Consider the following 25,035-nt stretch of genomic DNA (forward strand, 5'->3'; position numbering starts at 1 on the left):
CGCCAGTGTCACTGGGTTTGGCCACGGATTCAGGTGCAGAGGTTGTCATTTATTTAAATCTGAAAGTCCGCCTTTTTAGGCAGGAAAGTGTGAATGCCGCATTCGACTTTGTTGAAACCCGTCCAACGGCCCGCGCGTTCACTGTCGGCTTCACCCGTCTTGCGCGTGCAAGGCCAGCAACCGATGGAGCGATAACCCTGGTCGTGCAACGGATTGTAAGGAATTTTGTGGTCCTTGATATATTTCCAAACGGCGTCGCGCGACCAGTTGGCCATCGGATTCAATTTAACAATGTCGCGGCCGCCGGATTGTTCCAGCGTGTAAAGTTCAATGATGCCGATGCCCGCGCGGGTGTCCGATTGTTCGCGGCGCAATCCCGTGATCCAGCAATCCAGGTCCGAAAGCTTGCCCTGCAAGGGAAGCACCTTGCGCATGGTGCAGCAAAGGTCGGGATCGCTCTTCCACAACTCCGGGCCCTGCGCGGCCTCCTGTTGTTCAACGGTCAGGTCGGGCACGAGCGATTCGATTTTAAAACCGTAAAAATCCTCGAGGCGTTTCTGGAGTTCAACCGTTTCCTTGAACAACAAACCCGTGTCCAAAGTGAATACCGGAAATTGAATTCCGTTTTGTTTGGCGAGATGCATCATCACCAAACCCGCGCCCTGGAAACTCGTGCCGATCGCGGCGCGATTGCCAAAACGCTGCCACGCCCACGCGAGCACTTTCTCAGTGGGCAGGCTGTTGAACTGCTCGTTCAACTCGCGGACGGTGGCCGGCGTCAGTTCGACGCCAGAATCGCCGCTGGTGGCAAGCGTATCTGAAATGTTGGCAGACAAGATGGTTCAGTTCTGAGCGGGCGCCGGAATTTCTTTCAGCAAAACCCGTTCGCAATAATCGCCGAAGTGTTCGCCGCCGCTGCGTTCCTTCACGAAGCGCGTGAAGACCGGGCGTAGCTCGTTGATGATGTCCTCGTTCTTGACGCTTTCTTTGTAAAGGGTATTCAGGCGCGTGCAGGTGTGGTTGCCGCCGAGATAAATCTGATATTTGCCCGGCGCTTTGCCGATGAATCCCAGTTCCGCCATGGACGACCGCGCGCAGCCGTTCGGGCAGCCGGTCATGCGAATGATGATCTCCTCACCGTTGAGGCCGACTTCCGTCATGAGACTCTCAATGCGTCCCAGCAAGTCCGGGAAAATACGCTCCGACTCCGCGAGCGCAAGGCCGCAGGTCGGCAATGCCGGACAAACCATCGAGGCGCGATGAATCACCGTGGATTGGTTCTCCACTTTAATGCCGTGCTCGCCCAAAACTTTCGTGATGGCATCGCGGTCGGAAGACTTCACACCCACGATCAAAAGATTTTGCGAAGGCGTCAGCCGGATTTCGACGCGATATTGCTCGACGATTTTTCGCAGCGCGCTCCTGAGGTTCACGCCATTGGCGTCCTTGATGCGGCCACTTTCAACATGCAAGCCGACGAAGAAATTTCCGTCGAGCTGCTTATGCCAGCCGAAAGTATCGCCCTGGCGGGTGAATTCAAACTTGCGCGCGGGCGCGAGTTTGAAACCGATTTGTTTTTCCAATTCGTCGCGGAACCAGTCCACGCCTTTTTCTTCGAGCACATATTTAAGGCGCGCGTGTTTGCGATTCGTGCGGTCGCCAAAATCACGGTGCACTCGAACGACGCCCTGCGCCGCGGCGACGATCTGGTCGCGCGTGACGAAACCAACGACATCGGCAAGGCGCGGATACGTCTGCACATTGCCGTGGCTCATGCCCATGCCGCCGCCCGCGAGCAAATTGTAGCCGGCGAGAACACCGTTCTCGACGATGGCCACAAAGCCGAGGCAATTCGTAAAGACATCAATATCGTTCACCGGTGGAATGACGAAGGCCGTTTTGAATTTGCGCGGCAGATACGTTTTGCCGTACAGCGGGTCCACGAAATCTTTGGCTTCGTTTTCCAAATTCAGCGCCACACCTTCGACCCAGATCTGATGATACGCCTTGGTCTTGGGGAGAAGCGCGTCAGAAACTTTGTGCGCGTCCGCCTGCACTTCAGCCACGACGGGGCTGCTCGCGGGCGTCGGCGAAGCCATGACATTGCGATTCACGTCACCGCAAGCGGCAAGCGTGGTCGCGAGCGCCTCGTTGATGCCCTTCATCATCGGGCCGAGGCCGGACTTGACGATGCCGTGAAATTGAAATCCTTGGCGCGAGGTGATGCGCAACGTCTGGTTGCCGTATTTCGTCGCGAGCGAATCGAACGCGAGATAATGATCGGGCTGCACCACGCCGCCCGGCAGACGTCCGCGCACCATGAACATATAATGCTTGGCGGTCTTGCGCAGGTCACGGTCGTCCTGCTGATAAATGCCGTGAAATTTCAAAAATTCGTAGTCATCATCGGAAAACCGATCTACGGAGGTATCCGCGAGCGTGGCGCTAATGTTACCGGCCAAGGTAGGCGATGCCTCCTTAAGCCCCTCATTACGAGTCAGTTTAGGCGGTGCTCCGGGTGCTGCTGTTGTAATCATAAGTTAATTACCAATGTTACTAATGTATAATATTTTCGGTGAGACTGCCGAGGTTGTCAAATGGAATTTAAATTCCTTTTTCATGCCGCTTCAACATCTGTTTTTTGGCATCCAACCCTCGCTTCTTCGCGGTTCACCCGCGCGCACATTTCCATCGTTATTGTTCCCTGTCGAAAAAATCTTTCCTCATTTTTACTTACACATCCGTTTTCGGTTTTTCGTTGGCGATTCATTCGCTGAGCATTTATAGTTACGCTTCACTGGTGTGCCATGAGTCATAAACCGCAGAAAATTTTTTATTTCGATAACAACGCCACGACCCGCGTCGCGCCGGAAGTCGTGACCGCGATGCTCCCGTTCCTGAGCGAGGCTTACGGCAACCCTTCGAGCGCTTATACCTTCGGCAAAACGGTCGCCCACGACCTCAAGGTCGCCCGCGAAAAAGTCGCCGCCTTGATTCATGCCGATCCGCGCGAAGTTATCTTCACCAGTTGCGGCACGGAAAGCAACAATTCCGCGATCCACAGCGCGCTCGTGACGCACCCCGGCAAACGCCACGTCATCACCACCGCCGTCGAGCATTCCTCGAATATCAAATTTTGCAATTTTCTCGAGAAGCGCGGTTACGAGGTCACTTATCTTCCGGTCGAGCACGATGGTTCGGTTGATATTCATCTGCTCGAAAAATCCATTCGCCCGGACACCGCAATCGTCTCAGTCATGTGGGCGAACAACGAAACCGGCGTAATTTTTCCGCTGGAAGAAATCGCTGCCATTTGCCGCAGCAAAGGCGTGTTGTGCCACACCGACGCCGTTCAGGTGCCCGGCAAAGTGAAGATCAACGTCGCCGATATGGGCGTGGATTTCCTTTCCTTGTCCGCGCACAAGCTCCATGCGCCAAAAGGCATTGGCATGCTTTACGTGAAACGCCGCACCAAATATCAGCCGTATGTCATCGGTGGCGGCCAGGAACAGGGGCGTCGCGGCGGCACGGAGAATGTGCCTTACATCGTCGGTTTCGGACGCGCGGCGGAATTAGCGATGGCCAGTCTCTCGGATGAAAACACCCGCATCCGTGTCCTGCGCGACAAACTCGAAAAAAATATTTTAAGCGCGATACCGAACACGCACCGCAACGGTGATCGCGAGGCGCGTCTGCCGAACACGACAAACCTCGCGTTCGATTACGTGGAAGCCGAGGCGATTCTGCTGCTGCTCGACCAGGCGGGAATTTGCGTGTCGAGCGGTTCAGCCTGCACGACCGGTTCATTGGATCCGTCGCACGTTCTCGTGGCGATGGGTCTCACGCCCACGCGCGCGCGCGGCTCGATCCGTTTCAGCCTTGGCATCTATAATACCGCCGAAGAAGTGGATTATTTGATCGAGCACCTCCCGCCCATTATCGCCAAACTGCGCGCCGTATCACCGCTCACACCGCGCGGGCACAAGCCGGCCAAACATCCGGTCTCGGGTTAAATTACTTTTGCGGCCCGCAGAATTTCAAGTCGCCGGCACGAAGCGTTGAAACGCCAGCGCCAGCAGTAGGAGAATAATAAACACCAGCGCGAATGCGTGCGGTACATCAGCTACCGCGAGCAAATCCACCAGCACAATCCCCGCCAGCAATCCTGAAACCGCGCGGCCAATGCTTCGTTCCGCCGCGCGATATGCGAAACGCAGCGAGCGCACCACCCAAAGCACGAGAACGATCGAGAGCAGCAGCGCATTCTGGCGATAGCTTCCGGGGTTCATCAGCCACGCGAGAAAAATCGGCGCCGCCAAAAAGGCGCATGGCCAATAATTGACTTCCACGCCCGTGCTTTCCTTCCGCGCGAGAAAACTCAAACCGACGATGTAACACGCCAACGCCAGCGCGCTCCAAACCGCCGCGCCGACGACACCATTTACCGCAATCGAAGCCGCGACGAGATAAAGAAAAAACCGGCAGGCAGCCATGATGACCGGCGAGAGGGTGATGACCTTATGGATGGCGTCGTAAATCAAAATGCACAAAACGAGCAGTACGCCCAAAATTCCCGTGGTCTTTCCGAGAAAGAATAAAATGATCAATCCCGCCCCGAGCAAACCGAAGCCGATTTGCCAGACGCTTTTCACATTGATGACGCCGGAGGGAATTGGCCGGTCGCGGCGATGTTGCGCGTCGAAGTTTGCGTCGAAGGCATCATTCAAATACATTCCGCCGACGTAAAGCAGCGTCGCGCCGAGCAGCAGTGGAAAAAGTTTATGCGCATTGCCGCCGCCCGCGAGCCACCAACCAGCGAGGCAATTCGACCACACGGTGGGCAGATTCGAAGTGCGGCCAAGGACCAGCAATGTGCGCAGCGAAAACATTTCAATTTAATGTGCGGCAACGGGCAAACTCAAAAATTGGGTTGTCACAATCTTGCGAGTGTAACTTGCGCGGCGGGCGTTGGGCAATCTTCAAACGGTGAAGCCGCGTTCGGCAAGCCGTTTCAGCGTCCAATCGTATTCGGCGACAAGCTGGCCGACGACATCGCGATTTTTCAATTCGGGCGGCAAAACTTCCCACGTGTAGGTTTCCATTTCGAGATGCGAGCACAGCGCGGGATTTTGTTTCAACAAATCGAGCACGCCAAGAACATGGTCCGACGTGTTGCCGTACCAGGCGGTCGGCGGACTGTGCAGTGGAATATGAAAATGAATGCGCCACTCGGTGCTTTCGGGCTGCGCAAACGCGGCGGGCATTTCGAGCGCGGGCGCAAGGTCTTTGAAAACCCGCCGCGCGCCATCCGCTTCGCGCGTGATGACCTGATGCAAATAAATATCGTCCGCGAACGCCGCGAGTGATCGCCGCACCTCAGCAGTTGGATGAACTTTCAACGCCGAACTCAAGTGCAGTTTGCTGATTTTGATTTGATGCCGCGTGAGCGCGCCGATGACGTTCGCCGGTTCCTCGAATTCCACCGCGAGATGGCAGGTGTCGTAATTGACGCCAAGATGTTCGTTCAAACGCGGATCGTTCGGATGCTCATCGCGAAGCTTTTCAAAAAACCGAATTGTCTCCGCGCTCGTTTCAAACCAGCCGAGTGGTTCCGGTTCGAGTCCGAGATGAAGTTTTCGCCCGGTGCGCTCGCTCAATTTTGAAATGTGCTCGACGCATCGCCAGATGTTGTCGCGGATAATCCTTTCCTGCGCCGGTTGCGTGATGAATTCCTTGAACGAGCCCGGCAACGTGCTCACGCTGCCCTCGATTCCTTCCGGCACAAGCTCGGCCAGCAAATCGAAAAGCAGATTCGTATAGGCGAGCCGTTCGGGCGAAGTCCAATCAGGCAGATACACCCGCTCCTTCACGCGCGTGCCGTGGAATTGGCCGTAGGGAAAACCATTGATCGTGAAAACGTAGCAGTCGTGTTGCGCCAGCCAGGCTTTGAATTCGCGAAATGTTTTTGCATCGCTTAATTCCTGCGCGGCGCGCTGGCTCAATCGCAGTCCGATGGCGTAAGGTTTGTTGGGCGAAACTTTTTCGCGCACCGCCAGCGTGTGGCGATTCAACGAATCAAAAGTCTCCGCCCAATTTTCACCGCGATGAATATTGGTGCAATACGCAAGCTGCAAACCGTGAGTCAGTTTCATGAAACGTCAGCGCCCAACTTCGTCACGATTTTTCAAAATGCAAGCGGCCCACCCACTACTTCTTGAGAAAACCCTGCTCCTTCAACCAGTAAATGCAATCGCTCGTCCACGGATGCATGCGCGCGGGGTCGTATTTGCTGCCACCATAACCGCCAAGACCGCCGCCGTGCGGACCCTTTTCAAAGATGTGCAAAGCGAACGGCACGCCCGCGCGTTGCAATGCGGCCGCGAATTGCAAACTGTTTTCAACCGGCACAACGGTGTCGTTGGCGGTGTGAAAAATAAAACAGGGCGGTGTGTCCTTGGTGACTTGCAGTTCGTTGGAAAGCGACTTGATCAATTCGGGCGAAGGATTTTTGCCGAGCAAATTTTCGCGCGAACCGCCGTGCGTTTTTTCACCCATCGTGATCACCGCGTAGCAAAGGATTCCTGCATCGGGCCGCGAACTGGCGCGTTCGATGGGATCGGCGGAGTCCGGTTTGCCGGCGTCGTAGTGAGTGAGCATTGTCGAAGCCAAATGTCCGCCGGCGGACGAGCCCATGATGCCGATGCGTTTCGGATCAATGTTCCACGCGGCGGCGTTTGCGCGGACGGTTCGCATCGCGCGAGTGGCGTCCTCCAACATCACCGGATGATGATAGCCTGAGGAACCGAGGCGATATTTCAGCACAAAACACGCGATGCCTTCATGGCTCAACCAAAGCGCGTATTCCTTGCCTTCGTGTTCGGCAAGATGCGCATAACCGCCGCCCGGACAAATGACCATCGCCGCGCCGGTGGCCTTGTTGGGATCGGGAAGATAAACGGTGAGCGTGGGAATATCCTGGTCCGCTTTTCCGAGCGCGCCGGGCGCATCGCCCTGCCAGAGCCGCATGACACTGTTGGTGACGTTGGCGATGACGGAGAGGGCCATCGCGTTGGAGCTTCCATTGAAGTTCCACTGGTAAGTGAACGGCGCGGTGCCGTTGGCGGTTACGGTGAAGGTCGCTCCCGTGTTGGTTGTAGGCTGGGCGTTCGCAAATGAAGTAAGAAACAGGATCGGCAGCCATCGCATCAGAGATTTCATAGTAGTCAGGCAAGCTTAGGGGGAAACCGAAAAATTCGCCAGCACGTTTTCATTCCGGGTGGACCGCGGGTCTATGACCCGCAGCAACGCACAAAGAAGATTGCCGCTCAAGGCTGATTCGAGAACGGCTTTACCGGATGGACCTTGCTGCGGATCATAGACCCGCGATCCGTCAGGAGTAATTTCCCACCAACGCAACTACGCTTTTAACGCCTTCAACGCCGCCTTGAAATCTTCCGGCAACGGCGCTTCACACGTCAGTTTCTTTTTTTTGCGCGGATGCAAAATGGTCAGCTTGCGCGCGTGCAACAACTGGCGCGGCGCGGCGTAACCCGTCAATTCCATGAGCCGCTTGTTCTGTCGCGCGCCATAGGTGTCGTCACCCACCACGGGAAATCCCAGATGCTGAAAATGCACGCGGATCTGATGCGTGCGTCCGGTGTGCAGCAACGCCTCCATAAGCGTCGCCGCATGTAATCGCTGAAGCACGCGATAACTCGTCCACGCTTCCCGTCCGCTGCCATCCGTCGCCGCCATGCGTTTGCGATGGGTGGGATGCCGCGCAATCGCCGCGCGAATTTCACCCTGCGCGCGCGGCACTTCGCCGCAAACAATCGCCTCGTAAATTTTTTCCACCGTCCGCCCGGCGAATTGTTCCGCCAGCGCGACGTGCGTCTCGTCATTTTTCGCCACCACCAAACAGCCGCTGGTTTCCTGATCGAGCCGATGCACAATTCCCGGCCGCGCGACGCCGCCGATGCCGCTCAACTTTCCCGCGCAATGATGCAGCAACGCATTGACGAGTGTGTGCTCCTCATGGCCGGCGGCGGGATGCACCACGATTCCCGGCGGTTTGTTCAGCACGAGCAAATCGCGATCTTCAAAAAGAATTTCGAGCGGGATGTCTTCGGGTTGCGCTTCCGCGGGCCGCGCCTCGGGCCAATAAACCTGGATTTCTTCGCCCGCATGCGGATGGTGAGTGGGCTTGACGGTGCGGCCATTGACGCGGATGTGGCCTTCTTCGATCAAGCGTTGAATCGTGCCGCGCGACACGGCGGGAAATTTTTCGCGCAGCACACTGTCCAGCCGTTCCATCGGGCGGGAGATTTCCACAATGAATGTTTCCGTGCGCGATGACATGTGCGGCAAAGTTAAATGGAGAATGGCTTCTACGCCGACGGCTGCGGCGCGGCGGGAACCTTTTCGTTTTTCAACGAGAGAATAAAAATCAATCCCACGCCGACACAAATCGCGCTATCGGCGATGTTGAATGCTGGAAAACCAATTTCCGAACCGCCGCGTTGATCGAGATAAAAATACAAAAAATCCGTCACGTAATGCGAAATCAACCGGTCAATCAGGTTGCCGATGATGCCGCCGAAAATCAGTCCCAGCGCGACCTGGCCCATGAGCGTGTGGGCATCAAAATGATGGCGGCTGCGATAAAGTATGAACAAGGCGATGAGCGCGACGAGGGCGAGCAGGTTATTCCGTCCACTGAACAGGCTCCACGCCGCGCCGGTGTTGTGCCAATTCACGAATTTAAAAAACCCCGCGATGATCACGCGGTCTTCGTCAAAGTGCAGAAGATGTTTGACGAGTTGCTTGGTGACCTGGTCAAGCACCAGCACGAACGCGGCGACAAGCGCAATGCGGCGATTGGACGTGCTCAAGGCGGGCATGGTCGTTAGCGTTTTACCGCTTTTAATTGCATCGCTGCCTTCAATCCCATGAAAATGCGGAACAAGACGTATGCATGAAGCGCCAGCGCGATCCAGTCAGGTTCAAGTATGACCACTATGCCGTCCACCACATACAATAGCGCACCCACGATGAATGCCCAAACCTGCCCTTTTCGCGCAAACACTCCGAATACGGCAAAAAACGCCGATACAATAATGTAGGCGGCAACTCCTTCATTTAAGTTGCCACTGGAACCTGCGACTAATTCCAACGCCTTGCTCGCGAGCCCAAGTTCACCAAAAATAAGCTGGATGCCCGCATGTGCCAAACCGAGGACGATGTTGATGATGGACAAAGCGGCGATCCAATAAAACCATTGCGCGCCGCGGATTAATTGCACCACGACTCTGGGATCATATCCGCCAGCGGGCACAGCGCGCACCGGCGAAATCGGCGCGGGGGAAGTAGGCATGGGCGGAGGCACGAGCACATTCGCGGGCGCGACCGGAAAATTTAACTCTGGATAACTCGAGGCCGGCAGCCACGACATAGTATCACTCCGCATCACTTTCGTATCGGGCAGGATGCGTCCCTCCGAAATCCAGGTTTGAAAATTGGGCAGCGTCACCGGGCCGTATTGCGCGCCGTCCGCGCCGATCATTGTATAGGTTATTTCCATAGCGTCACCATGCAGGAAGCGACGGGTTATTTAATCGTTTGCCGGGCGAAAAACAATTCAATTATTTGCGCGGCGTTTGGGAAAATCCACTCCGCGCTTGCCTCGCGCCAAAACTTTCCCTACAAAACCGCGCATGGCAGCAGCAAAACGCACCACCAAAAACACGTCCTTCGATTTGCCGGGTTATCTCAACTCCAGCACCGCCGCGGTGAACGCCGCGCTCGACCAGTTCCTGCCGTCGCAATCCACCAAGCCCGCCACCATCCATCAGGCGATGCGCTACTCGCTTTTCGCCGGCGGCAAACGCATGCGTCCCGCGCTGGTGCTCGCGTCGGCGGAAGCTTGCGGCGGCAAGCAAAGCGATGCCCTGCCCTTCGCTTGCGCGGTCGAGTGCATCCATACTTATTCGCTGATCCACGACGACTTGCCGGCGATGGACAACGACGATTTTCGCCGCGGCAAACCCACGAACCATAAAGTCTATGGCGAAGGCATCGCCGTGCTCGCGGGTGACGCGCTCCTGACACAAGCTTTTGAAATCGCGGCGCAATGCCGTTCATGGCCGCGATACTCTCATCAAACCATCGTGCTCGAAATCGCGCGCGCCTCGGGTTCGCTGCAACTCATCGCCGGGCAGGTCGCCGATCTCGAAGGCGAAGGCAAAAAGATTTCCGTGAACCAGTTGAAATATATTCACGAGCGCAAGACCTCGGCGCTGCTGTGCTGCTCAGCGCGCCTCGGCGGCATGAGCGCGAATTGCACCGCCGCGCAACTCGCCGCGCTGACGGATTTCGGTTATCATGTCGGCCTCGCGTTCCAGATCATTGACGACATCCTTGATGTCACCCAAACCAGCGAGCAACTCGGCAAGACCGCCGGGAAAGATACCGCCGCGCAGAAAGCGACTTATCCCGCCATCATCGGATTGGAAAAATCGCGCGGCATCGCCAAGCGCCTCACCGAACGCGCATTTGCATCCTTGAAGACTTTCGGAAAACGCGGCGCGGCGCTCGAAGCGCTGGCCACGTATCTTTTGCAGCGAAGCAACTGACGATCAGGTCCCGCCCGCGGCGTAATAATCGTCCACCTTTTGGGAGACGTCGCGATAGGCCATGTCAATTTCGTAGATCTGCTTGAACTGTTCGATGGCCTCTTCCTTCTTGTTCATCTTTTCATAGACGCTGCCGAGCGTGTAAACCAAATCCTTCTTCTCTTCGTCGAAAGAAATCTTTTCCTTGAGGACTTCCTGCAACCGCCGCGCCGCGAGATCATACATGCCGCGCTGTTGAAAACATTTCGCAAGATAAGTGATGGATTGCACGCGGCGATTCGGGTTCGCCTGCGCCTTTTGAAATTCCGCGATCGCTTCGTTGATCTTGCCGGCGTGAAAATAAAATTCACCCAGCTTGAAACGAAATTGCAGATCGGTCGGGTAGCGTTCGACAAGTTGCTTGGTCGCATCAATTTGATACGCCTGCTTCTCGGCTTTGATGGCGGCGGATTTGTCGGCGTAATCTTCCGCCGTGGAATCCAGTTGCGACAACGCGTGGTTGAACTTCTTCACTTTAAGATCCACGACCTGTTGCATCATGGACGCATCACCGCCGCTCTCCGTCGCGAGGATGCGATCATAATAAGTCAAGGCCTTGTCGAACTCGTTGCGTTGTGCGTAAACCTCGCCGAGGTTGCGCAGCATTTTGACATTGTTCGGCTCGGTCTTGAGCCGCGCTTCCCATTCCTTGACCAGTGAATCCGCCGAGTCTTCGCTCTTTATCTGGCGATTGGCTTGTTCCAGATTTACCGCTTCGGCCTTGTTCTTGAGCACGTCGCGATACGAACCCTGGCCGCTGGCGAGCGCCTCGTAACCGCCTTCGTCGAGCGTCTTGCGCGCGGACAAATCCTTGAGCTTCGAGGAAATCTCCTGATCAGCCGGATAATATTTTTGCAATTCGCTCAACACATTTTCGCCTTCGGTCTTGCGACCGGAACCGGCGAGCGCATCGGCGAGTTGATAACTCAAGTCCTTGTCCTTGGGCGAATGGGCCACGAGAATTTCCAGCGACATCACCGCGACCTTGGGCATCTCGGCGGCGAGCGCGGCTTCAGCCAGAAGCTTGTGTCCGCTGGCGTTGTTGGCGTCCGCGTTTAAAATTTGCTCCGCGATCTGCATCGCTTCGAGCGGATTTTTGCGCAAAGCCATCTGGCCCTTGGCGATCATCGGCGCGGCGCTGGCATTGCTCGATAAGCGCTTGAAGAAACCGCCGGCTTTCCCGCTCTTCGCCGTCTGGGCGGTCCGCAAAGTTTTGCGGATTTCAAAAACGTGAGGTTCCTTGGCTAAAATCTGGGTGAACATTTCGACTGCGTAATCGAAATTTTCCCGCTGGTAAGCTTCAAATCCCTTGGTGTACAACATCCGCAAGTCACGAGGCAAATCGTTCAGAGTTTTTTCTTGCATGGCCATAAGTTGCCAGAATCCCGAAAAAAAATCCAGACCAAAGCTCTCAGGACGGACCGCGGGTCTATGACCCGCAGCAATGCACAAAGAAGATTGCCGCTTCCGATCAAGGCAAGAATTTTGAAAACCACCAGACCTGGATGTTGCGGGATACGTCCGGCCGAAATTGTATCATGCGGTGGACTGAGCCGACAGCGGCTTGTCCGGATGTACCTTGCTGCGGGTCGCAGACCCGCGGTCCGTTCGGAAAAGGTTGAATGCGCGCTCGAATCCCACCGTCAAAACTTCATTGGAAATCCGCGCGCCGCACGTGCTATAATAGAACGACATGAACCATCATGCACCCAACCCGGAACATCTCGCGCTGACGCGCCGGGATTTTCTGCGCCGCTGCGGCATGGGCATGGGCTCGCTTGGCTTGGCCAGTTTGCTCGGCAATTTGGGCTTCATCAACACCGCGCAAGCTGAGACTTACAGTTCTCCGCTGCTGCCGAAGTCCCCGCAATTTCCCGCGAAGGCCAAACGCGTTATTCACATTTTCGCCAACGGCGGCCCGTCGCACGTTGATACTTTTGATCCCAAGCCCGCGCTCGAAAAATATTCCGGCAAACTGTTGCCGATGGAAAATCTCGCGACCGAACGCAAAACCGGCGCGGCTTTCCCCTCCCCGTTCAAATTTCAAAAATACGGCCAGAGCGGCATCGAGGTCAGCGAATTGTTTCCCCACGTCGCTGAAAATATTGACGACATCTGCGTGATCCGTTCGATGACGGCGGACGTGCCGAACCACGAGCCTTCGCTGCTGCTGATGAATTGCGGCGACGCGCGTTCGATCCGGCCGAGCATGGGTTCGTGGGTGACGTACGGCCTCGGCTCGGAGAACCAGAATTTGCCGGGCTTCATCGCCATGTGCCCGGGCGGCTATCCCATCCAGGAATCGCAGAATTGGCAGTCGGGATTTTTGCCGGGAGTTTATCAGGGCACTTACGTAAACACCGAGCATACGAAGATCGAGGAATTGATCCAGAACATCTCGAACAAATACACTTCGCAGCCGGAACAACGGCAGCAGCTCGACCTGCTCCAAAAGCTCAACGAGATTCACCAGGCCAAACGCCGCGACGATGCCCAACTCGAAGCGCGCATTCAGTCCTTCGAACTTGCGTACCGCATGCAGATGGATGCGAGCGATGCCTTCGACATCAGCCGCGAGCCCGAGAGCATCCGCAAACTTTACGGCGAAGGCACGCAAGCGCGGCAACTGCTCATCACGCGCCGCCTGTTGGAGCGCGGCGTGCGTTTCGTGCAGGTATGGCACGGCGCGGGCCAGCCGTGGGACAGCCACGACGACATCAAGATCAATCACGCCCGGCTCGCGCGCGAATCGGACCAGGCCATCGGCGCGCTGCTCCAGGATTTGAAACAACGCGGGATGCTGGACGATACGCTGGTGATTTGGGGCGGTGAATTCGGCCGCACGCCGACGGTGGAGTTGCCCAAGCCGGGCGCGAATGCCGGCAAGATCAACGGGCGCGATCATAATCATCACGGTTTCACCATGTGGCTCGCGGGCGGCGGCGCGCGCGGCGGCCATGTTCACGGCGCGACGGATGAATATGGTTTTGCCGCCGTGGAAAATAAAGTCCACGTCCACGATCTGCACGCGACCATTTTGCAACTGCTGGGTTTCGATCATGAGAAATTCACATTCCGCAATTCCGGCCGCGATTTTCGTTTGACGGATGTCTATGGCCGCGTGGTGCGTGAGTTGATTGCGTAGTTACTTCCTAACGGACCGCGGGTCTATGACCCGCAGCAAGGTCCATAAGGTCAAGCCGTTTGCGGCTCAGCCTTACCGTGTGACACCGTCCCCATCTTATCTCTGCATTATTCAAGATTCGTATTTTTTCAAAATTCTTGCCGAGTCGGAAGCGGCAATCTTAGCGTGGGTTGCTGCGGGTCATAGACCCGCGCTCCGTCCGGATTGATTAAGCTTGTAATTGGGCGGGGTTGCGGGTTTGGTCAGGGCATTCGGACATGAAAAATTTCACCAGCATCTTATTCTGCGCCGCCGTCATCGCGCTACTGGCCGGTTGTTCCAAAGCGAAGGAAGAGAAAGCGGTTTCGATGCAAATAAAATGGATGGCGGGCAAGCAATACACGAATGAAATGATCATGAGTCAGGCTTCGCACATGGATGTGCCCGGCTTGCCCAATGCCGTGGATCAGATCACGGACGTGGCCCAAAGTTACACCATCTCCGCATTGAAAGACTTGCCGAATGGCGTGACGGAAATGGCGATGGATTTCACCGCGGAAAAAATGCTCATCCGCGTAGGCAATAATACCGTCGCCGCATCCGATTCCAAAACGAGCGCTGCTGGCGACAACACCAACAATGTGGCCGCAATGCTGCGCCGGATCGTGGGCGCGCATTTTGGTTATGAGATGGATGCCCAGGGCAAGGCGAGCCACATCACTGGGGTGAAGGAATTTTTTGCGCACGTGCCCACCGAAGACAACCAGGGATCGAGCATCCTCAAAAGTATGATGAGCGAGGATTTGATCCGGCAGTTCGCCACGCGCGGCCAGGGTTTGCCGCCAAACCCGGTCAAGCTCGGAGATCATTGGAAATTGCATCTCGAGGAAAACGCGGGCTCGGTGGGCGTATTGCAAATGGACCTGAATTATATTTTCAGCGGGTTTGAAAATCACGACGGACATCACTGCGCGGCGATTGATTTCAACGGAACCGTAATGAGCAAGCCGTCCACGAACGCGGCTGCGATGAACATCACCGTGGAAGGCGGTTCCATCCTCGGCAAGATGTGGTTCGATCCCGAATTGAACATGGTCATGGAAACCGGCTCCGACCAAATGATGACGATGAAGATTCTCGCCCAGGGAAAAACCATCCATTCGCAGATGAAACAGACCGTGGACATCCGCATGACCGGCGTCGGCGATCTGCCAAAATAATTTTCGCAAACTCCCTTGCGTAAAAAATGTTTCGAGGCATTTTAAGCCGCGCTTCCCGTTTTGACGGCAGCGCGTAATTCATTAACCAATAAAAAAGAAAAAGGAAACTATGCCACTCACGAATGCACCTGATCTGACCCAGCGTCCGCCCCGCAGCGCGCGCGTCCGCCTTGGCGGCTACGCCGTGCTGCCCCGCATGCTCGACAAAGGCCGCGCGACCATCGCCGGCAAGAACGGCGAATTTCATTACAACTGCCCGCTCGACCAGCACATCCTGAATTTCCTCGGCGTTGATCCGGAAGCCTTGAAAAAAGAACTCGAAACCGGCAAAGGCGACGGCGACATCTTCGAGTGGATTGAAAAGAATGCCAAAAACAAACATTCGCTCGTCGAAATCCAGGCGTGGTCCGACTTCATGGACAAGCGCGCCCCGGCGGATGTGGAATCCCGTGCCTACTTCAACGAACTCCACACCAAGCTCGCGCCGAAATTGGAGAACGTCGTTTCCTGGGGTGACTTGCTGGACATTGACGACTACGTTTCGTTCGGCGGGAAAGTGTAAAATCGGCGATCATAAATCGCCGCTATAATTACACTGAAATATTTCCGAGCCGGTTGGTGCTTTGCGCCAGCCGGTTTTTTTATGGAAAAATGGCGAGAAGCTTTATGCGTAGAGACTGGTTTTGCGCAAATGGACGGCGTCAATCAACCCCTGGTCGGTCAACTTTAATTCAGGTATCGGCGAGAGGCTGAGGAACGAGAGAGTCATGAACGGCGCTTCGAGATCGCAACCCATGTCGTGGGCGGCGGCGTTGAGGGCATCCATTTTTTTGATGACTTCGGCGAGGGGTTGATCGGAAACAAGTCCCGCAATCGGCAAGCCCAGCGCCGCTTTGACTTTGCCGTGGGCGACGGCTACCTGTCCGCCTTTGAGATGCTCCAATTCTTCGATGACCCGCTGGATGTCGGCATCGTTTGTGCCCGCCACGACCACATTGTGGGCATCGTGGGCGACGGTGGAACCCAGTGCGCCATATTTTAATTTGAAACCGCGCACGAAACCGACGCCGACATTGCCCGTGGCACAATGCCGTTCAACCACGACCAATTTTAAAATATCGCGCTCCACGTCCGCCACGATTTTTCCGTCTTCGATTTTCGGCGTCGCGAGAATTTGCTTGGTGACGATCTGGTCGGGGACGATTTCAATGACTTTGATTTTTCCGCGCGGCGCGGCCTTCACCTGAAAATTCCCGGGATGATAGCGCAGGTTCATGGTGCTGCGCGGTTGCGGGACGATTTCCGTTTTGCGCCCCAAATATTTTCCGTTCTCCGCGATGAGCAGGCCCTTTTTATAAACCTGGCGCACCACCGGTTTTTTCAAATTGTCGAATACCACGAAGTCCGCCCAATACCGCGGCGCGACGGCGCCGAAATTTCGCAGGCGATAGTGGCGCGCGGTATTGATGGTGGCGATTTGAATGGCGGTGATCGGCGGCATGCCAAGCTTGATGGATTTGCGCACGCAATGATCAATGTGGCCTTCGATCACGAGGTCGCCCGCGAGTTTGTCATCGGTGGCGAAGGAGCAATTCATCGAATTGTGCGGATTGACGAGCGGCGCGATGGTCGCGAGGTTGCGTTCCGTGCTGCCCTCGCGCAACAGGAGGTGCATGCCCAGGCGAAGTTTTTGTTCGGCTTCGTCAAGCTCGGTGGATTCGTGGTCGGAGCGCACGCCAGCAAGGACGTAGGCGTTGAGATTTTTCCCCTTGAGGCCGGGCGCGTGGCCGTCAATGGCCTTGCCTTTGCCGGCGCGAATTTTCGCCAGCTCACTTTCCTGCCCGAGATAAACCCCGGGATAATTCATCAATTCCGCCACGCCCGCCACACGTTCATCGGCGATCATCAATGCGAGGTCGTCGGCGGTGAGGCGCGCGCCGGCGGTTTCCAGATGCGTCGCGGGAACGCATGAAGGCAGCATGATAAAAAAATCGAGTGGCAAATTTTTGCTCGATTCCAGCACGTAACGAATGCCATCGAGGCCAAGGACATTGGCATATTCGTGCGGGTCAATTACTACTGCGCCCGTGCCGTGCGGAACCACCGCGCGCGCGAACTCGGGCATGGTGAGCATGGAGCTTTCGACATGAAAATGGCCGTCAATAAAACTCGGGGCGAGATACGCGCCTTTGAGATCTATGGTTTTTTTGGCTTCGTAATCGCCGATGCCGACGACGCGGCCATCGGTGACGGCGATGTTGGCCTTGTAGATTTCGCCACTGAGGACGTTGACGAGTTTGGCGTTCTTGAAAAGAAATTCCGCGGGTTGTTCGCCACGCGCCATCGCCAGTTTTTGTTGAAGGTTCCTCATGAATCAGGGTTGCGCCGGGACATCGTTTTTATCCTTGGGAAATTTGTGGTTCGCCTCCGTGCTGATGATGCGGGCGCCGCGTTTGTAAGTGACGTAGGAATAAAACCACTGGATGAGCACCGCAATCTTGTTGCGAAAACCGATGAGAAAAAGCAGATGCACGCCGAGCCACGCCAGCCACGCGATAAAACCAGTGAACTCCAGCTTGCCGATTTGCGCGACCGCCGCGGAACGTCCGATGGTGGACATCGTGCCTTTGTCCCAATATTTAAAGGGTGGACGCGCTCCCTCACCGGAGAAGTTGATTTCGTGCTGGATGATTTGGGCCGCATGCCGCGCCATTTGCATGGCGGCGGGCGAAACGCCGGGAACCGGTTTTCCATTTTCATCCAGAATCAGGGTCACGTCGCCGACGGCGAAAACTTCCGGATGGCCGGGAACGCTCAAATCAGGATTCACTTTGATGCGATCGCCCTTGTCGAGTTCGACGCCGAGTTTTTTCATCAATGGAGAAGCAGAAACCCCGGCGGCCCAAACGATGTTTGCGGCGAAAATGGTTTCGCCATTCTCCAATTCAATGCGGCCTTCGCTGATGTTTTTGACTTTCGTTTTAAGCCGCACTTGCACGCCGAGTTTTTCCAACTGGTGCAGCGCGTTCTCCGAAAGCTCGGGCGACATGTGGGCGAGAATGCGCGACTCGGCTTCAAGCAATAGGATGTGCGCCTGCGAAGGGTCCACGTGGCGAAAATCCGTGACCAGGACGCGCCGCGCAAGTTCGGCAAACGCGCCCGCCAATTCCACGCCGGTCGGCCCGCCGCCCACGACCACGATGGTCATCAGGCGTTGCTGATGGTCGGGCTCGGTTTCGATTTCAGCGCGCTCGAAGGCGAGCAAAATATTGCTGCGGATGTGGACGGCATCGGCAAGTGATTTTAGACCGGGCGCGAATTGCTCCCATTCCGGGTGGCCGAAATAACTGGTGCGTCCGCCGAGCGCGAGAATGAGGTAATCGTATTCAAGGACTTTTTCCTCGAGAAAAACTTTTTTGGCGTCCAGCTTGATGTCAACGACTTGATCGAGCAGGACGGTGGTGTTCGTGTGTTCCGTCAGGATGGAACGGATGGGCTGGGCGATGTCCGGCGCGGACAAACCCGCCGTGGCAACCTGGTAAAGCAGCGGCTGGAAGAGATGATGATTGGTGCGGTCCACCAGCGTGATGCGCACATCCGGGCTTCGGAAATTTTTGCAAAATTCCAAGCCGCCAAATCCAGCGCCAAGCACAACGATATGCGGTTTCGCGTCTTCCGCCATGCACTATTCTTAGTTGGATTTGAGAAAAAAGCAATGTCTCACGTTTTTATCGCGACGGGCCCGAAATTTAATTCGCAGCGGTATCTATGAGTGTTTAATCTGTTTGGACCGCGGGTCTATGACCCGTGGTCCATTAAGAGAAAGTTGCGCGCGCTTGACTTAGAGGCCGCGAGCAGTTTGGGTTTGGCGTTCATGAATTTGGTTTCCTATTCCGCAATACCCGCGTGGGGCTTCGCCGTGCTGTTTCTTACGGGACTCGTCGCGGGCTTTGTGGATTCGATTGCTGGCGGAGGCGGATTGATCACGTTGCCGGTATTGTTGAGCCTCGGATTGCCGCCGCAATTCGCGCTGGGGACGAACAAGCTTCAAGCAACTTTCGGCTCCGCCACTGCCGCGTGGCATTATACGCGCGCGGGTTTGGTAGATCTGCACAAATGCAAATGGGGTATTGTATTTACCATTGTGGGCGCAACGGCGGGGACGGTGACCGTGCAACATCTCGACGCAACTTTTTTGAAACACTTCATTCCGGTGGTGCTGATAGCGATCGCGGCTTACATGTTTTTCAAACCGCAACTGGGAGCGGAAGATATTCATCCGCGCATGAAGACGGGAATATTTTATCTGGTAGTGGGCCTGGGACTGGGATTCTACGATGGATTTATCGGGCCGGGAACCGGGACGTTTTGGACGATGGCGCTGATGCTCGGACTTGGATTCAATCTCACCAAAGCGACGGCGCATACGAAGGTGATGAACTTCGCGAGCAACATAACCTCGCTCACTTTTTTTGCGTGCGCGGGACAGATGTACGTGGCGGCGGGATTGGCGATGGGCGCGGGCCAGTTGCTCGGCGCGCGCGCGGGCTCAAGCCTGGTTGTTACGAAAGGCACGAAATTTATACGGCCCATTTTCCTGGCGACCGTGCTGGTGGTGACGGTGAAATTATTGTTCGACTCGTATCGGAAGTGAGGAAATTCGCAATTACCGCGCAACTCGGCTAGGATACAGGCGTCGAAACTTTTTTATGCAACGATTGATCGTGGATATGGATGGGGTGCTGGCGGATGTTTATTCGCAATTCATCGTATTTGAGGAGCGGGCTACCGGGAAAAAACTTTCCATGAACGACGTGGCCGGAAAATCGGAACTCGAGGCGTTCACGCACGCGCGCGAATACGTGCGCACGCCGGGATTTTTTCGCACCGCGCCGGTGGTAAAAGGCAGCCAGGAAACGCTGCAAAAATTAAATGACCGGTATGAGATTTTCATCGTGTCGGCGGCGACGGAATTTCCGCGCAGCTTTAACGAGAAGATGGAATGGCTGGAGGAAAATTTCTCGTTCATCAAATGGCAGCAGATTGTTTTTTGCGGCTCCAAGCGCATCGTGACCGGCGACATCATGATTGATGATCATTTCAAGAATTTGGATTTCTTCAAGGGCCGCACTTTGCTTTTCACGCAGCCGCATAATCAGAATGAAGACAGCAAGTGGCACGAACGCGTCAGCACCTGGGAGGAAATTTCGCATGTGCTGGGGTGACGGGCGCGGGATTGGCCGTTCACTTTTTCTTTGCGCTCGGAGGGCGGGGGCGGTATTTTCGCTTCGGTTTGTCCGATGGTGTAATGGTAGCACAAGGCCCTTTGGAGGCTTTTGTCATGGTTCGAATCCATGTCGGACAGCCAACTTCTTGCAGAGGATTTGCCACTAATGAAATCAATTACCAATGCGCCAGCGGAAGAATTGCACGCGCTTGTAACGTCGGGAGTCGCGGATGGCTGGAATGTCGAGTTCCGGACGAGCCTGCCGTTGATGACCGACGCCGGCCAACTGGAATTTTTGGGCGACGTCTGTTCGTTCGCCAATGGACCGGGCGGAAACATCCTGTACGGCGCGACGCCGCGGACGGATGCGCCGGTGGAACTGCGCGGGTTTGATACGCTCTCGGTCGCGCAGGCGTTGACGTGGCTGGAGGAGGCAGTTGCCGCTGGCATTTCGCCGCGTGTGATCGGGATCAAGTTCAAGATCGTGGAAGTGACGAAACAAAAATCGCTGCTCGCGATCCATGTTCCGAAATCATGGAGCGGTCCGCACCTGGTTTCGTTTAAAGACTCGAACCAATTTTTTTCGCGGAACCAGCATGGAAAATATTTATTGAACGTGGGCGAATTGCGCTCAGCGTTTTTATTGACCGAATCGTTGCGCGATAAGCTGCGAAATTTCCGGCTGGAACGAATGAACGCGATCACGAATCGGACGTTGTCCATTCAACTTTCCACGGCGCCGAAGACGGTGCTTCACATCGTGCCGTTGTGCGCGTTCGCGCCGGGATTTCGGATAGATGTATCACAAGTGGCGGCGATGGAACCCGGGATGTTCAAGCCGATGCAATCGCGCAGCCTGGTCACGCATTTCAATTACGACGGCATGATGGCGTTCAGTTCGATGGAGAAATTTGCGTATTCCTACATGCAGGTTTTTCGCAACGGGTGTCTCGAAGCGGGTGAAACGCTCATGCTCGAGTTGCGCGACGGGCGCAAATATATTCCAGGTGTGGCCTTCGAGAAGGAAATCATCCAGTGCGGCGAGCGCATGGTGGGCTTGCTGCGCCGGCTCGAAGTGCCGCCGCCGTACGTGGCGATGCTGAGCTTCCTCGGGGTGAAAGGCTATAGCATGTTCATCGGTTCAATGCGCTGGCAATCCAATGCGCATCATATTGAACGCGATGATTTGTATCTCGACGATGTGATCATCGAAGACCCGACCCAGGATTTTTCGCAGATCATCCGGCCCGCGTTTGACCAGGTTTGGAATTCGTGCGGCTGGGCGAAGTCCATGAATTACGACGACGCCGGGAAGTGGCACGAGACGGCGCGATGATTGTGGCTCAGCGCTGCTGACAGAATCAATCCTCAGCGAAAAGATATTCCAAATCCGTCTTCGACAAACTGCGGGCGAAACCTTCTTCGCCCAGCACATCGGCGATGGTTTGCGCTTTGCTTTGCTGGAGTTCCCAAATTTTTTCCTCGACAGTTCCTGGCGCGATGAGGCGGTAGGCGTTCACGGTGTTGACCTGGCCGATGCGATGGGAACGATCAATCGCCTGCGCCTCGACGGCGGGATTCCACCACGGATCGTAGAGAACCACGTAGCTGGCGTTCGTCAAATTCAAGCCAGTGCCGGCGGCGCGCAGGCTCAGCAAAAACACCGCCGCGCCGGAATCGTTTTGAAACGCGGTCACGACTTCCTGGCGTTGTTTGGTTTGGCCGGTGAGCAGATGCGTGCGGATTTGGCGGCGCTGGCATTCCGTTTCAAGCAGCTTCAACACCTGGACGAATTGGCTGAACACTAAAACTTTTTGGCCGTCGGACAATAGCGGGTCGAGCAACTCGAAGAGCGTTTCGGTTTTGCCGGAGACGGCGTCGTTGCCGACGAGTTGCGGATGGCAGCAAATCTGACGGAGGCGCGTGAGCGCGGCGAGCACGTGAATTTTGCTTTGGTTGAGGCCTTTTTCGGCAACGGTCTGGAAAACCTGTTCGCGGCTGCGGCGCAGTTCGGCGAGATACAGTTTGCGCTGGTCGTCGCCAAGCTGGCAATCGCGGCGCTGTTCGATGCGGTCGGGCAGGTCCTTGGCGACGCGTTGCTTGAGGCGGCGCAGCATGAGCGGGCGAAGCTTGGCCGACAGACGGCGGCGCGCGATGCGCTGGGCGTTCTCGGGATCTTCACCGCGCGGCTCGTAGGTCTGCGTGAAATGTTCTTGCGTGCCGAGGTAACCCGGCTGGATGAAATCCACAATGCTCCACAAGTCGAGCAAACGATTTTCCAACGGCGTGCCCGTGAGCGCGAGCATGTGGTCGGCGCGAAGTTGTTTAACCGATTGGGTGACTTGCGCGGTCGGGTTTTTGATGAACTGCGCCTCGTCGAGAATCACCGCGTGGAAAGCGAATTTTTGCAAGGCTTCCAAATCGCGGCGGAGGAGCGCGTAATTCGTCACGATCAAATCGTGCTGGGGAATTTGTTTGCGCAAGTTGTGGCGCGCGGAACCGCTCTCGAGCACGAGCACTTTGAGATGCGGCGTGAAGCGCTCGGCTTCGCGGCGCCAGTTGTGCAAAACGGACGCGGGACAAATCACAAGCGACGGGCGCGGATGCGCATTCGGGCGCGCCTGCAACCACGCCAGCCATGCGAGCGTCTGCAAGGTTTTGCCGAGGCCCATGTCGTCGGCAAGGATGCCACCAAGTTTGATTTGCGTAAGGTGGCAAAGGAAATCGAAACCTTCCTTTTGATACGGCCGCAGGTCGGCGCGGATACTGTCCGGCAGCGCAGTGGACGGCGTGCCTTTGAAATCCTTGAGGCGTTCGCGCAAGGCCTGGGCGTGCGCGGAATCGCCGAAGCGTTTGAGTTCGTCCTCGTCGAGATGCGCAGCCTGCTCGATGCCGATGCGATGCGGCACGGGGATGAGGCCATCCACGCCGAGATCGGCCATCGCTTCATGCGCAGATTGCACGGCGCCCGCGTCGAGTTCGACCCAGCCGGAATCGGGAAGTTTGACGAAACGGCCCGTGGCGGTTTGCAGGCGTTGTAAATCGGCGGCGGTCAGGCGCAGTCCTTCCTGTTCCCACTCGGCGGACACCGAGAGCCAGTCAATGCCGCTGCCCTTGACGACGACGCGGGGGCGAAGCTGGCGCGGCGTGAGGAACAGGCGATGAAACGCGGGGTTGCCCAGATATTCGGCTTCGTTCGGGCGCTCCGGCCACGCGGCGCCGAGGACGCTCAGGAAATTTTCATTGGCATCGCCAACCCAAAGCCCGGGCTCAGGTGTGAACCAATCGAGTTTGCGCAACCAGCGCGTGACGGGTTCGAGTCGCGGGTCGTCGAGAATTTCCGGTTTGTCACCGGCGTTCGCGCGCGGTTCGTTGAATTGCCATTCGTGGCCGTTCCAAAGCCAGAGGCTTTGATCGCGATCACTGCGGGCCATGAGACGAAGGCGCACGGTGTCGTCGAGCAATTCAAAAATGAATTGGGGCATCGCCGTGTGCGCGACGCACAGTTGCTCCCAATCCGCGCCGGGAAAAGCGCGGGCGGCGCGCAATTTTTTCAACAGGCGATGACTGAGCTTGCGCACAGGCATGGCCGGTTTCCGCGACCAATGCTCGAGCAGCGTCGGCGGCGGGGCGTTGCGCAAAAGATAAAAAGTATTGCCGACCAGTGCGAGCGGCGGGCGTTGGGAAAAGAATTGGACATTGGCGAGCGGATGGATTTCGCCGCCGGGAAGCGTGACTTGATGGAGAAAAGAAAGGTCCTCGCCCTCGTGATGAAGATGCGGTGTCAATTCGGCGACCTGCCCTTGGAACTTCAAGCCGCCCGGACCGGTGGCGAGTTCGAGGCGCGTGCCGTGACCCCAGCGCGCGAGCCATTGAAGCAATTCAAGATCGGAAAGGAGTAAAGTTTCCTCGCCATCGGCGCGGCCGGCGTGAGTATCGGCCAGCCACTGGATGAACTCCCAATCGGCGGGCTGGAAAAGCTCCTGTTCGTGCGCGGCGCGCGTGGTAAGTTCCATGACCTCGCCCATCGTCTTGTGTTTCTCGCCGGTGCGCGAACGGAACAAATGGAATTGCACAGCGAGGCGATGCCGCGCGGGATTTTCGGGATCGGGATGCGTGCGGCAAAGCACGCGCAACGCGGCGCGGGGAGAATCCAGATGCGATGGCGCGGGTGGAAAGAGCCATTGCTCAAGCTGGTGCATGAGGCGCTGCTCCTGTTCGGCTTCCTCGACTTCGGCAAAGTGATCGAGGTTGGCGAGCGGCAGCAACTCGGTCGGCAGCGGACGATGGGCGCGCAGAAAAAGAAAAGCGAGTTGTTCGAGGCGCGTCTTGCCGGCGACGGCCATGAGATGCGGCCACCAGTCTTCGCCGGTGAAATCCTTGCGCGAGAGCGAAAGCTTCTCGAAATAATCCTCCAGCAGCAACCAGGCGCGCTGGGAATCGGCGCAGGTGGAGAATTGGTTGAGGATGTCGGTGCGCAGCGCGACCGCAGTTTTGGAGTCGGCGAGTTCGCGACGAAGGTCGGCAAGCGCACCGTAGGTCTTGGACAGGACAGTATGATGCGCGTCGTACTTCGTCGTGCTCGACGAGCGCAAGGCATTCCCGCTTCTTAACGAACCTTTGGCCATTCTGATTAAAATTGCCCTAGGGCAACGGTCTATCATCACGTCATAACACCCCCCATGTGGTCAATCTTATTCTTGGGATTTTTCGGTGGTGAAAGCCAGAAAAGTGTTGCAATGAGGGGAGAATTTCAGCCACGGATGGAACACTGATTTTAAAACGGATTGGGGA

The 25,035-nt window shown here is 56.3% G+C and carries 20 protein-coding genes and 1 tRNA gene; 9 read left to right on the forward strand and 12 right to left on the reverse strand.

The features are described from left to right. Positions 1 to 53: 53 nt before the first annotated feature. Together VH413_19385 and VH413_19390 are read right to left on the reverse strand one after the other, a co-directional pair. Positions 54 to 836 (reverse strand): phosphoadenylyl-sulfate reductase, encoded by a 783-nt coding sequence (locus VH413_19385; GenBank protein HEX3800866.1) that lies wholly within the window; start codon positions 834 to 836, stop codon positions 54 to 56. Positions 837 to 842: 6 nt separating this feature from the next. Then, positions 843 to 2,537 carry an NADPH-dependent assimilatory sulfite reductase hemoprotein subunit gene (locus VH413_19390; GenBank protein HEX3800867.1) on the reverse strand — a complete coding sequence of 565 codons (1,695 nt, stop codon included), beginning with the start codon at positions 2,535 to 2,537 and terminating at the stop codon, positions 843 to 845. Positions 2,538 to 2,807: 270 nt separating this feature from the next. Here VH413_19390 and nifS point away from each other — a divergent pair, with 270 nt between their 5' ends. After that, a complete protein-coding gene (nifS, locus tag VH413_19395; GenBank protein ID HEX3800868.1) occupies positions 2,808 to 4,013 on the forward strand; it encodes a cysteine desulfurase NifS in 1,206 nt (401 codons plus the stop codon). Positions 4,014 to 4,037: 24 nt separating this feature from the next. Here the strand turns inward: nifS and VH413_19400 are convergent, their stop codons facing one another. From VH413_19400 to VH413_19425, 6 genes are all read right to left on the reverse strand, one after another. Next, positions 4,038 to 4,889, reverse strand: coding sequence for a UbiA family prenyltransferase (locus VH413_19400; GenBank protein ID HEX3800869.1), 852 nt, complete (start codon positions 4,887 to 4,889; stop codon positions 4,038 to 4,040). A 90-nt stretch (positions 4,890 to 4,979) separates the two neighbouring features. Then, positions 4,980 to 6,152, reverse strand: coding sequence for a metabolite traffic protein EboE (gene eboE, locus VH413_19405; protein HEX3800870.1), 1,173 nt, complete (start codon positions 6,150 to 6,152; stop codon positions 4,980 to 4,982). Positions 6,153 to 6,207: 55 nt separating this feature from the next. Beyond that, positions 6,208 to 7,065: an alpha/beta hydrolase gene (locus VH413_19410; protein HEX3800871.1), complete on the reverse strand. Its 858-nt coding sequence runs from the start codon at positions 7,063 to 7,065 to the stop codon at positions 6,208 to 6,210. Positions 7,066 to 7,416: 351 nt separating this feature from the next. Continuing rightward, positions 7,417 to 8,358: an RluA family pseudouridine synthase gene (locus tag VH413_19415; GenBank protein HEX3800872.1), complete on the reverse strand. Its 942-nt coding sequence runs from the start codon at positions 8,356 to 8,358 to the stop codon at positions 7,417 to 7,419. 29 nt (positions 8,359 to 8,387) lie between these two features. Then, positions 8,388 to 8,900, reverse strand: coding sequence for a signal peptidase II (lspA, locus tag VH413_19420; protein ID HEX3800873.1), 513 nt, complete (start codon positions 8,898 to 8,900; stop codon positions 8,388 to 8,390). A 5-nt stretch (positions 8,901 to 8,905) separates the two neighbouring features. Continuing rightward, entirely contained in the window at positions 8,906 to 9,580 is a 675-nt protein-coding gene (locus tag VH413_19425) for a DUF4339 domain-containing protein (GenBank protein HEX3800874.1), read from the reverse strand. A gap of 133 nt (positions 9,581 to 9,713) precedes the next feature. On the opposite strand from VH413_19425, the gene VH413_19430 reads away from it, so the two are divergent. Next, entirely contained in the window at positions 9,714 to 10,631 is a 918-nt protein-coding gene (locus VH413_19430) for a farnesyl diphosphate synthase (GenBank protein HEX3800875.1), read from the forward strand. A 3-nt stretch (positions 10,632 to 10,634) separates the two neighbouring features. Here the strand turns inward: VH413_19430 and VH413_19435 are convergent, their stop codons facing one another. Next, the gene (locus VH413_19435; protein ID HEX3800876.1) at positions 10,635 to 12,035 is read right to left on the reverse strand and encodes a tetratricopeptide repeat protein; all 1,401 of its coding nucleotides are present in this window, start codon (positions 12,033 to 12,035) and stop codon (positions 10,635 to 10,637) included. A gap of 328 nt (positions 12,036 to 12,363) precedes the next feature. On the opposite strand from VH413_19435, the gene VH413_19440 reads away from it, so the two are divergent. The 3 genes from VH413_19440 to VH413_19450 all read left to right on the forward strand — a co-directional run bounded on the left by VH413_19440 (position 12,364) and on the right by VH413_19450 (position 15,576). Beyond that, positions 12,364 to 13,815 (forward strand): DUF1501 domain-containing protein, encoded by a 1,452-nt coding sequence (locus tag VH413_19440; GenBank protein ID HEX3800877.1) that lies wholly within the window; start codon positions 12,364 to 12,366, stop codon positions 13,813 to 13,815. Positions 13,816 to 14,072: 257 nt separating this feature from the next. Then, complete coding sequence (locus VH413_19445) at positions 14,073 to 15,014, forward strand: DUF6263 family protein (GenBank protein ID HEX3800878.1); 942 nt, start codon at positions 14,073 to 14,075, stop codon at positions 15,012 to 15,014. Between the two features lie 109 nt (positions 15,015 to 15,123). Beyond that, the gene (locus tag VH413_19450) at positions 15,124 to 15,576 is read left to right on the forward strand and encodes a DUF5069 domain-containing protein (GenBank protein ID HEX3800879.1); all 453 of its coding nucleotides are present in this window, start codon (positions 15,124 to 15,126) and stop codon (positions 15,574 to 15,576) included. Between the two features lie 102 nt (positions 15,577 to 15,678). On the opposite strand, the gene ade is transcribed toward VH413_19450, so the two are convergent. After that, positions 15,679 to 17,385 (reverse strand): adenine deaminase, encoded by a 1,707-nt coding sequence (gene ade, locus VH413_19455; GenBank protein ID HEX3800880.1) that lies wholly within the window; start codon positions 17,383 to 17,385, stop codon positions 15,679 to 15,681. A gap of 3 nt (positions 17,386 to 17,388) precedes the next feature. Then, positions 17,389 to 18,696 (reverse strand): NAD(P)/FAD-dependent oxidoreductase, encoded by a 1,308-nt coding sequence (locus VH413_19460; GenBank protein ID HEX3800881.1) that lies wholly within the window; start codon positions 18,694 to 18,696, stop codon positions 17,389 to 17,391. Between the two features lie 192 nt (positions 18,697 to 18,888). On the opposite strand from VH413_19460, the gene VH413_19465 reads away from it, so the two are divergent. The 4 genes from VH413_19465 to VH413_19480 all read left to right on the forward strand — a co-directional run bounded on the left by VH413_19465 (position 18,889) and on the right by VH413_19480 (position 21,577). Next, positions 18,889 to 19,668 carry a TSUP family transporter gene (locus VH413_19465; protein ID HEX3800882.1) on the forward strand — a complete coding sequence of 260 codons (780 nt, stop codon included), beginning with the start codon at positions 18,889 to 18,891 and terminating at the stop codon, positions 19,666 to 19,668. 55 nt (positions 19,669 to 19,723) lie between these two features. Further along, positions 19,724 to 20,239 (forward strand): 5'(3')-deoxyribonucleotidase, encoded by a 516-nt coding sequence (locus VH413_19470; GenBank protein HEX3800883.1) that lies wholly within the window; start codon positions 19,724 to 19,726, stop codon positions 20,237 to 20,239. A 69-nt stretch (positions 20,240 to 20,308) separates the two neighbouring features. Continuing rightward, a tRNA-Gln gene (locus VH413_19475) sits at positions 20,309 to 20,382 on the forward strand. Between the two features lie 25 nt (positions 20,383 to 20,407). Then, a complete protein-coding gene (locus VH413_19480) occupies positions 20,408 to 21,577 on the forward strand; it encodes an ATP-binding protein (GenBank protein ID HEX3800884.1) in 1,170 nt (389 codons plus the stop codon). Between the two features lie 25 nt (positions 21,578 to 21,602). Here the strand turns inward: VH413_19480 and VH413_19485 are convergent, their stop codons facing one another. Then, on the reverse strand, positions 21,603 to 24,869 hold the full coding sequence (locus tag VH413_19485) for a DEAD/DEAH box helicase (protein HEX3800885.1): 3,267 nt from the start codon (positions 24,867 to 24,869) through the stop codon (positions 21,603 to 21,605). Positions 24,870 to 25,035: the final 166 nt, after the last annotated feature.

The organism is Verrucomicrobiia bacterium (genome assembly GCA_036268055.1).
Classification (GTDB): Bacteria; Verrucomicrobiota; Verrucomicrobiia; order Limisphaerales; family Pedosphaeraceae; genus DATAUW01.

Excerpts from the sequence above, each read along its gene's own strand:
- VH413_19400 (HEX3800869.1), bottom strand. The coding sequence starts at position 4,889 with ATGTTTTCGCTGCGCACATTGCTGGTCCTTGGCCGCACTTCGAATCTG.
- VH413_19485 (HEX3800885.1), bottom strand. The coding sequence starts at position 24,869 with ATGGCCAAAGGTTCGTTAAGAAGCGGGAATGCCTTGCGCTCGTCGAGC.
- VH413_19415 (HEX3800872.1), bottom strand. The coding sequence starts at position 8,358 with ATGTCATCGCGCACGGAAACATTCATTGTGGAAATCTCCCGCCCGATG.
- VH413_19465 (HEX3800882.1), top strand. The coding sequence starts at position 18,889 with ATGAATTTGGTTTCCTATTCCGCAATACCCGCGTGGGGCTTCGCCGTG.
- VH413_19460 (HEX3800881.1), bottom strand. The coding sequence starts at position 18,696 with ATGGCGGAAGACGCGAAACCGCATATCGTTGTGCTTGGCGCTGGATTT.
- ade (HEX3800880.1), bottom strand. The coding sequence starts at position 17,385 with ATGAGGAACCTTCAACAAAAACTGGCGATGGCGCGTGGCGAACAACCC.
- VH413_19410 (HEX3800871.1), bottom strand. The coding sequence starts at position 7,065 with ATGGCCCTCTCCGTCATCGCCAACGTCACCAACAGTGTCATGCGGCTC.
- VH413_19425 (HEX3800874.1), bottom strand. The coding sequence starts at position 9,580 with ATGGAAATAACCTATACAATGATCGGCGCGGACGGCGCGCAATACGGC.
- VH413_19445 (HEX3800878.1), top strand. The coding sequence starts at position 14,073 with ATGAAAAATTTCACCAGCATCTTATTCTGCGCCGCCGTCATCGCGCTA.
- nifS (HEX3800868.1), top strand. The coding sequence starts at position 2,808 with ATGAGTCATAAACCGCAGAAAATTTTTTATTTCGATAACAACGCCACG.
- VH413_19480 (HEX3800884.1), top strand. The coding sequence starts at position 20,408 with ATGAAATCAATTACCAATGCGCCAGCGGAAGAATTGCACGCGCTTGTA.
- VH413_19435 (HEX3800876.1), bottom strand. The coding sequence starts at position 12,035 with ATGCAAGAAAAAACTCTGAACGATTTGCCTCGTGACTTGCGGATGTTG.
- VH413_19450 (HEX3800879.1), top strand. The coding sequence starts at position 15,124 with ATGCCACTCACGAATGCACCTGATCTGACCCAGCGTCCGCCCCGCAGC.
- VH413_19470 (HEX3800883.1), top strand. The coding sequence starts at position 19,724 with ATGCAACGATTGATCGTGGATATGGATGGGGTGCTGGCGGATGTTTAT.
- lspA (HEX3800873.1), bottom strand. The coding sequence starts at position 8,900 with ATGCCCGCCTTGAGCACGTCCAATCGCCGCATTGCGCTTGTCGCCGCG.
- VH413_19430 (HEX3800875.1), top strand. The coding sequence starts at position 9,714 with ATGGCAGCAGCAAAACGCACCACCAAAAACACGTCCTTCGATTTGCCG.
- VH413_19390 (HEX3800867.1), bottom strand. The coding sequence starts at position 2,537 with ATGATTACAACAGCAGCACCCGGAGCACCGCCTAAACTGACTCGTAAT.
- VH413_19440 (HEX3800877.1), top strand. The coding sequence starts at position 12,364 with ATGAACCATCATGCACCCAACCCGGAACATCTCGCGCTGACGCGCCGG.
- eboE (HEX3800870.1), bottom strand. The coding sequence starts at position 6,152 with ATGAAACTGACTCACGGTTTGCAGCTTGCGTATTGCACCAATATTCAT.